At 62.8% G+C, this 7,498-nt stretch carries 8 protein-coding genes; 2 read left to right on the top strand and 6 right to left on the bottom strand.

The window, feature by feature from the left end:
• On the top strand, nt 1-441 hold a 441-nt coding region (locus ACT67G_RS00720; RefSeq protein ID WP_443662640.1), incomplete at its 5' end, for a DUF4129 domain-containing protein.
• 120 nt (nt 442-561) lie between these two features.
• Complete coding sequence (gene ilvA / locus ACT67G_RS00715; protein WP_325247583.1) at nt 562-1,749, top strand: threonine ammonia-lyase; 1,188 nt, start codon at nt 562-564, stop codon at nt 1,747-1,749.
• Between the two features lie 89 nt (nt 1,750-1,838).
• Here ilvA and ligA read toward each other — a convergent pair whose 3' ends face one another.
• From ligA to ACT67G_RS00685, 6 genes are all read right to left on the bottom strand, one after another.
• Nucleotides 1,839-3,872 (bottom strand): NAD-dependent DNA ligase LigA, encoded by a 2,034-nt coding sequence (gene ligA, locus ACT67G_RS00710; RefSeq protein ID WP_443662639.1) that lies wholly within the window; start codon nt 3,870-3,872, stop codon nt 1,839-1,841.
• A gap of 21 nt (nt 3,873-3,893) precedes the next feature.
• Nucleotides 3,894-4,598, bottom strand: coding sequence for a sporulation protein YunB (gene yunB, locus ACT67G_RS00705; protein ID WP_443662638.1), 705 nt, complete (start codon nt 4,596-4,598; stop codon nt 3,894-3,896).
• A 55-nt stretch (nt 4,599-4,653) separates the two neighbouring features.
• Nucleotides 4,654-6,027 carry a UDP-N-acetylmuramoyl-L-alanine--D-glutamate ligase gene (gene murD, locus ACT67G_RS00700; RefSeq protein WP_443662637.1) on the bottom strand — a complete coding sequence of 458 codons (1,374 nt, stop codon included), beginning with the start codon at nt 6,025-6,027 and terminating at the stop codon, nt 4,654-4,656.
• A 177-nt stretch (nt 6,028-6,204) separates the two neighbouring features.
• On the bottom strand, nt 6,205-6,486 hold the full coding sequence (locus ACT67G_RS00695) for a zinc-ribbon domain containing protein (protein WP_021750705.1): 282 nt from the start codon (nt 6,484-6,486) through the stop codon (nt 6,205-6,207).
• Nucleotides 6,487-6,524: 38 nt separating this feature from the next.
• On the bottom strand, nt 6,525-7,166 hold the full coding sequence (locus tag ACT67G_RS00690; protein ID WP_187014009.1) for a sigma-70 family RNA polymerase sigma factor: 642 nt from the start codon (nt 7,164-7,166) through the stop codon (nt 6,525-6,527).
• A gap of 131 nt (nt 7,167-7,297) precedes the next feature.
• Nucleotides 7,298-7,498 (bottom strand): Holliday junction DNA helicase RuvB C-terminal domain-containing protein (locus ACT67G_RS00685; protein WP_443662636.1); only part of this gene is annotated, 201 nt, incomplete at its 5' end.

Below are 7,498 nucleotides of genomic sequence, written 5' to 3'. Positions count from 1 at the left end.
CGGGCCCGGACGGGACGGCCCTCCCTGCTGGAGGGACTGCGGCTTTTGTGGGCGGCCTGGCGGCGCCGTATAGCGCTGCTGCACTGGCTGCGCCGTCACCGCCAGACCCCTGACGGTATCTACTTCCTGCTGGTGCGCCGCAGCCGCAAGGCCCCCTGGCACAAGCGGCCTGGAGAGACACCCCGGGAGTTCCTCACCCGCCTCAAAGCCGCAGCGGAATCCGACAGCGACCTGCGCAACGCCCTGGAGGCGCTGATGGCCGCCGTGGACGCCGCCCTCTACGCCCCCAGTCCCCAAACCGTGACCTTGCCCCAGGCGGACCTGATCCGGCGCCGCATGGGCGCGGCTGTCCGGCGGCAGGCCCTGCGGCGGCTGGGCGAGACGGTGCTGCGGCCGCTGAAAGCTGTAAAATTGCCCGGTTTTCAAACCCATAATTGTTGATTTTACTCCTTGTCTTTTGGGACTCTCCGCCATATAATTCCCGTATAAAGACAAATTAGTTATAATATGTCCTCTATTGAAGGACACATGGGTGTGAGGAATAGAACGGGAGGAATGATTATGCTGACTATGGAGATGATTCGGGACGCCCAGGCGGCCCTGCAGGGCGTTGCCCGGAGGACCCCGCTGGAGCGGGCCCCCAAGCTGGGACTGTACATCAAGGCGGAGAATCTGCAGCTGACGGGAGCTTTCAAGCTGCGGGGTGCCTATAACAAGATCCGATCCCTGACGCCGGAGGAGGCCCGGCGGGGCGTCATCGCCTGCTCCGCCGGAAACCACGCCCAGGGCATTGCCCTCTCCGCGGCCAAGCTGGGCATCCGGTCCATCATCTGCATGCCTGCCGGCGCCCCCATCAGCAAGGTGGAGGCCACCCGCTCCTACGGTGCAGAGGTGGTGCTGGTGCCCGGCGTGTATGACGACGCCGCCCGGGAGGCCGAGCGGCTGACGGCGGAGCACGGCTACACCTTTGCCCACCCCTTCAACGACCCCTATGTCATGGCTGGACAGGGCACCATCGGATTGGAGATCCTGGAGCAGCTGCCCCAGGCGGAGCAGATCGTGGTGCCCATCGGCGGCGGCGGCCTCATCGGCGGCGTGGCCTTTGCGGTGAAGCACCTGAAACCCTCCTGCCGGGTCATCGGCGTCCAGGCGGCGGGAGCCGCCTCCATGGTGGCCTCCCTGGAAGCGGGGCATCCGGTGGAGCTTTCCAGCGTGGCCACCATCGCCGACGGCATCGCCGTCAAGCGGCCCGGGGACCTCACATACGAGCTGTGCGCCAAGTACGTGGACGAGGTGGTCACCGTCACCGAGGACGAAATTGCCTCTGCCATCCTGGCGCTAATGGAGGAACAGAAGACCGTGGCCGAGGGCGCCGGCGCCACCACCGTGGCCGCCTGCATGTTCGGCAAGGTGGACTGCTCCAAGACCACCGTGTGTTTGGTCTCCGGCGGCAACGTGGACGTCACCACCCTCTCCCGGGTCATCACCAAGGGCCTTTCCAAGGCGGGCCGCATCGTGGAGCTGACCACCAAGGTGCCGGATAAGCCCGGCGGACTTTTGCAGATGCTGCGGGTGGTGGCCGACAGCGGCGCCAACATCCTCACCGTCAACCACGCCCGGGAGGACAGCCACTCCGAGGTGGCCGCCTGCATCGTCACCATGGTGCTGGAGACCCGGAATCCGGAGCACGTCCGCCAGATCGAGACCGCCCTGCGGCAGGCGGGATTTCCCTTGAATGAAGATGTGTAAAGCCAATATCCTTTATCCATAAAAAGAGCCCCCGAAACGGTTTGTTTCCGTTCCGGGGGCTCTTCTTGTTTTCGGTTGTATCGGGGCTGTTATGCCTCCCGGGGTGCGTCCAGCAGGGCCAGGATGGCGTCCCGGTCTCCCTCCGCCTCGCCCAGGAGGATCAGCAGCTGCCCCTCATCCAGCACGGGGATGTGGAGCTCCTGGGCGCGCTTGAGCTTGGACCCGGCGGCCTCTCCCGCCACCACGCAGCTGGTCTTTTTGGACACGGAGCCGGACACCTTGGCGCCCAGGGCCTCCAGCTTCTCCCCCGCCTCCTTGCGGGAGTATGCGGAAAGCTCGCCGGTGAGGACAAAGGTGCGGCCGGAAAGCAGGTCCCCCACCGGGGCCTGGGTGGAGACCATGTTCACCCCGGCGGCTTTGAGCCGCAAGATCAGGTCGTGTCCCTGGGGCTGGTCCAGATACTCCCGGATGCACCGGGCGGTGATGGCCCCCACGTCGTCGATGGCGGTGAGCTCCTCCGCCGAGGCGGCCATCAGGGCGTCCATGGATCCCAGCCGGGCGGAGAGGACCTTGGCGGCCTTCTCCCCCACCTGCCGGATGCCCAGGCCGTAGAGGAGTTTGGACAAATCGTTGGATTTGGACTTTTCAATGGAGCGGATCAGATTGTCCGCGGACTTCTCTCCCATCCGCTCCAGCTTGGCCACGTCCTCCGCCCGGAGGCTGTACAGGTCCGCGGCGGTGGTGATGAGTTTGGCTTCCACCAGCTGGCGCACCAGGCTGGGGCCCAGGCCCTCGATGTCCATGGCGTCCCGACTTGCAAAGTGGGTGAGGTTGCGCAGCAGCTGGGCCGGGCACTCGGCGCCGGTGCAGCGCAATGCCGCGCCGTCCTCGTCCCGCACCACCGGCGCCCCGCACACCGGACACTTGTCCGGCAGAAGATAGGGCACGGTGCCCTCCGGCCGTTGATCCTTCACCACTTCCACGATCTCCGGGATGATCTCCCCCGCCTTCTGAACGATGACGGTGTCCCCCACCCGGATATCTTTTTCCGTGATATAGTCCTGGTTGTGCAGCGTGGCATTGGTGACGGTGGTGCCCGCCAGGCGCACGGGCGAGAGCACTGCTTTCGGGGTCAGCACGCCGGTGCGGCCCACCTGCACCACAATGTCCAGCACCTTGGAGGGCTTTTGCTCCGGCGGATACTTGAAGGCCACCGCCCACTTGGGGAACTTGGCGGTGGAGCCCAGCTTCTCCCGGTCCGCCAGGCGGTTCACCTTGATGACGGCGCCGTCGATGTCGAAGGGATAGTCCATGCGCTCATCGTTGATGCGGTCGATCTCCCGCTGCACCACTTCGGTCCCCGTGAGGGTCTTGTGGGGGATCACTTTAAAGCGCTGGGTGGCCAGGTACTCCAGGGTCTCGGCGTGGGTCTCGAAGCTGCGGCCCTCCGCCAGCTGGAGGTTGAAGATCTGGATATCCAGCTTCCGCTCCGCGCAGACCTTGGGGTCCAGCTGACGCAGGGAACCGGCGGCGGCGTTGCGGGGATTGGCCATCAGGGGCTTGCCCTGGAGCTCCCGGGCGTCGTTGATCTCCTGGAACACGGCCCGGGACATGTAGACCTCTCCCCGGACGATGAGCCGGGGGAGCTTTTCCGGCAGCGTCATGGGGATGGAGCGGACGGTCTTCAAATTCTCCGTCACGTCCTCCCCCACCCGGCCGTCGCCCCGGGTGGCGCCACGGACGAAGACGCCGTCCCGGTATTCCAGTGCCACGGACAAGCCGTCCACCTTGGGCTCCACGGAGTAGGCCACCGCCTCCCCCAGAGTCTCATTCATCCGGGCACAGAACTCTGAGACCTCCTGGGCATCGAAGACGTCCTGGAGGCTCTCCAGGGGCACCGGGTGGTTGTAGGTCTCAAAGCCCTCCAGGATCTTGTCGCCCACCCGCTGGGTGGGGGAATCCGCCGTCACCTCCTCGGGGTGGGCTGCCTCCAGCTCCTCCAGACGGCGGTTGAGCCGGTCGTATTCATAGTCCGGGATCACCGGAGCGTCCAGTACATAGTACAGGTAGCTCTGCTGGTTGAGAAAATCCCGCAGCTGTTTCATTTCCTCGCGGTAGTCCATGGGATATCCGCCTTTCTTTGGTCAGTTTGAATTGTTGAGGATGTAGTCCTTCATATCCTCCTCATAGGTCTCCGGTGCCGTGGCAAAGTAGGTGTAGGTATCCGGCACGCTGCCCACGATCACCGTCTCCGCCACGATGAACTCGTTGGAGACCACGGTGGCGGTGGTAAAGCCCGGCAGCAATATGCTGACGGCCACGTCGATCTCCAGAATGATCTGGTGCTTGGTCTGGTTGATGCCCGCGTCCACAAACTCGTTGCGGAAGGTTGCCTTGGAGGAGCCCACGGACTCCATCCGCACGCTGATCCGGGGACCGCGGCCCGCCAGCAGCGCCGAGCCCGTAAGGCTTCCCACCGGCACCGACAGCTCCCGGGCGGACACCTGGCTGATACGCTCCAGAATCGTCTCCAGAATATCCGCCTGCAGATGGTTGCAGGCGGCCATGTTGCTGCGCACCGCCGTGATCTTGCCCTCGTTGTCCTTTTCAAAGGACACCAGCTCGTCATAGCGGATCTCTCCGGACTCCACCGCCTCGTACACCGCCTGGGACACCACGCCGGTGACGGAGTTGGACACCCGGGCCACCGCCAGCTGTTCCAGCAGCGGACGCAGACGGACAGCCGCCGTCAGGCCCACCACCAGCAGCGTCACCGATAAAAACAGCGCGATCAGCCGGCCCACGGCGTAGCCCCGGCGGCGAAAACGGAACAAAAATCGGCCTTTCATGGGCTGCACCTCCCTCCCGCTATCCTATGCGGGCGGGGGTTGGCCGTATTTTGCCTTATTCCGGCAGGGCGTTCACCAGGGTCTTGAAGGTCTCGCCCCGCTCCATGAAGTTGGCAAAGCGGTCAAAGGAGGTACTGGCCGGGGACAAGATCACCACGTCCCCCGCTTTGGCCCGGCTCGCCGCCAGGTTTACGGCGGCGGGATAGTCGGCAACGTCCACGATCTCCAGCCCATCGTAGTTCTCCGCGCCCTCCACCGCCTGGCGGATAACCCCCGCCGTGGCGCCGCAGAGGATCAGCAGCTTCACGTGCTCATTGACCACGCTTCCCAGGGGGGCGTAGGAGATGCCCTTGTCCTTGCCGCCGGCAATGAGGATCACCTTCTCCGGGAAGCTCTTGAGCCCGGCGATGGTGCGGCTGGGGCTGGAGGCGATGGAGTCGTTGTACCACTTCACGCCCCGGCGGGTGCGGAAGAGCTCGATGCGGTGCTCCACGCCGCCGAAAGAGCGGGCAAAGTCCCGGATCATGCCGTCGGGTACCAGGCCGTCCACAGCGGCGATGGCCGCCAGGTAGTTCTCCACGTTGTGGACGCCGGGCAGCCGGATGTCGGAAACGGACATCACCACCCGCTCGCCGTCTTCATTCCGGGCCACGATGTCCTCCCCCCGGAGGAACACGCCGTCCGCCACCTCCCGCTGCCGGGAGAACAGGCGCACCCGGCCCTTGGCCTTGGCGGCGCAGGCCATGGTATCGGCGTTGTCGGCATTGAAGATGGCAATATCCCGGGCGGTCTGATGTGTAAAGATATTTTCCTTTGCAGCAATATACTCCGCGTAGTCCTTGTGGACGTCCAGGTGGTTGGGAGAGAGATTGGTGATGACCGCGATGTGAGGGCTTTTGGTCATGGTCATCAGCTGGAAGGAGCTCAGCTCCAGCACTGCCAGATCCTCCGGGGCGATGGTGGGCGTCTCGGAGAGCAGCGGGTGGCCGATGTTGCCGCCCAGATGGACGGTGCGGCCCGCCGCTTCCAGCAGCCGGGCGATGATGGTGGTGGTGGTGGTTTTGCCGTCGCTGCCGGTGACGGCGATCTCCTCACAGGGGCACACGTCGAAAAAGGCCTCCATCTCGCTGGTGAGGACGGCCCCCTCCGCCACCGCCTGGGCGATGCCCGGGGCGTCGGGCCGCAGGCCCGGGGTGCGGAAGATCACGTCGGCATGGATACCGGTGAGATAGTCCTCCCCCAGCTTCAGCGTACAGCCCCGCTGTTTCAGGGATTCCCCGTACTCCCCCAGCTCCGTCTTCTTGTCGCAGGCGATGACATGGGCGCCGTGGGACAGCAGCAGCTCCATCAGAGGGCGGTTGGACACCCCCAGGCCGATGACGGCCACGGACTTGCCCCGCAGGCCCTCCAGATATTCCTCAAACTTCATGGGATCGCTCCTTATTCCTGCCGCGCAGGCGGCGTGTTTGCATACATGGGAATTATACCGCAAGGCGGGAAAAATTACAACGCGGGCGTCAAATTTTCCCTGCCGGAGCAACGAAAAGGACGCCCGCATTTGCGGACGTCCTTCTGGATCGCATTTATAAAAACCGAAGACGGCTTGTTATCTCTGCTGATCGCGCATCTTGGCAAAGCACTCGCTGCAGTAGACCGGACGGTCGGACTTGGGCTCGAAGGGAACGCGAGCCTCGCCGCCGCAGGCAGCGCACACAGCGGTGAAATACTCGCGGGGGCCGCGGGCGGCGTTCTTGCGAGCATCACGGCAGGCCTTGCAGCGCTGGGGCTCGTTCTGGAAGCCGCGCTCAGCGTAGAACTCCTGCTCACCGGCGGTGAACACGAACTCCTGGCCACACTCTTTGCACACTAAGGTCTTGTCTTCGTACATGATTTTACCCTCTCTTTGAAAAGAAAAATATATTGCGTTCAGCGTGAGCTGAATTCGCCGGAAAGAATTTGCTGTGCCACCTTGCGCCGGATACGCTGCACAGCGTTGTCCACGGACTTCGCGCTTTTGCCCACTTCCAAGGCGATTTCTCTGCAGGAAAGTCCGTCTAAATAGTACCCCAGGATCTTCGCTTCAAATTCGGACAACTGTTTCCGGACACCGGATAAGAGGGCTGCCGTATGTTCCCTGTCAATAAGGTCATCTTCAGGGTCGCGCTGCGCCAGATGATTGGTGCCAGAGGTGTAGGAATTGCTGTCAAAGTCGGGAGTATCCAATGAGACCGACTGGTTCAGCACCTGATGCTTCTCCCGTCCCGCGGAACGCAGAGCGGAATACAGTCGGCTTCGTATGCAGATCTCAGCAAAGGTTCGGAATGAGGCATCCTTGTTGCCATTGAATTCCCGCACAGCCTTGATGAGCCCCAGCATTCCCTCCTGTGTCAGGTCCTCACTGTCACCGCCTGCCAGAAAATACGGGCGGGCACAGGTGCGAACCAACCGGATATACCGGGCGGCTAAAATCTCCTCCGCCTGACGATTGCCTTCGGCAACCAGACGGCACAGCTCCTCATCGGTCAATGCTTCCGGGAAATTCAATTTTTCATTTGGAACTTTGCACATAACGTATTATACCTATCTTGTAGCCGAAATGTCAAGCAAAATATAAAATTCTCGTGAATAAATCAGAAAATTTTTAGTGAAATTATGGAGAAAATCGTTTGCTTTAAGTTTTCTCTCCCACAACGACGCTTTTAAAAGGTCAATTGATCCATCAGCGGACCCTCTGCAGCGCCGCCGGGAATGGGCTTATGGAGGTGCTGATACGCCTTTTGCGTCACACACCGCCCCCGGGGAGTGCGGGTCAGGAACCCCAACTGCATGAGGTACGGCTCGTAAACGTCCTCCAGCGTCACGGACTCCTCTCCGATGGTGGCCGCCCGAGTCTCCAGCCC

The sequence above is a fragment of the Dysosmobacter sp. genome (genome assembly GCF_052306735.1).
Lineage (GTDB): Bacteria > Bacillota > Clostridia > Oscillospirales > Oscillospiraceae > Oscillibacter.
Note: the sequence above shows the minus strand (reverse complement) of the source record. Positions and strands in the feature narration are given on the sequence as shown.